At 47.7% G+C, this 706-nt stretch carries 1 protein-coding gene; it reads left to right on the forward strand.

Going from position 1 to position 706, the window contains the following annotated elements:
• Window positions 1–706: sugar transferase (locus R7190_RS27495; protein ID WP_318137885.1), on the forward strand; the 706-nt coding region annotated here is incomplete at both ends.

A 706-nucleotide genomic window follows, 5' to 3' on the forward strand; every position in this document is an offset into this window, starting at 1 on the left:
TGTTGGCGTGGCGAGTGACCTTTCGTACCGTTTTGGCCTATTTGCGAAAAATGGGCTTCAACACACGCACCGCTATCATCATCGGCCAGACCCCTCACGGCATTACCCTTGCCAACGAGATTCAAAACCACACCGAGCATGGTGTTCTATTTGACGGCTTCTATGACGAACGCTCTAGCGACAGATTGCCTAGCTCCGAATACCCAATCAAAGGCGCGGTAAACCAAGCGTTAGAACGAGCAAAACGAGGTGAGGTCGATTACGTATACATTGCAATGCCAATGCATGCTAAAGAGCGCATTGCTTCCATCCTGAACCAGTTCTCCGACACCACAGCGAACACCTATCTGATCCCGGATTTCTTTACTTACAACCTGCTCCATTCTCGCTGGGATCAAATTGGTCAAGTTCAAACTCTCAGCGTGTTCGATACGCCTTTTGCTGGCGTTTCATCCTGGATTAAACGCTTCGAAGACATTTTGTTCTCTAGCATTATCTTAGTGTTGATATCACCAATCCTGCTTGCTATCGCCATTGGTATTAAGTTGACGTCAAAAGGCCCTGTAATATTTAAGCAGCATCGTTATGGTTTGGACGGTCGAAAAATCGAAGTTTGGAAGTTCCGCTCGATGACGACCATGGCTCAAGGCCCAAACATCAAGCAAGCCACGAAAAACGCCCCTCGTATTACTCCGTTTGGCGGTTT

It is taken from the genome of Vibrio sp. 1078-1 (assembly GCF_033340475.1).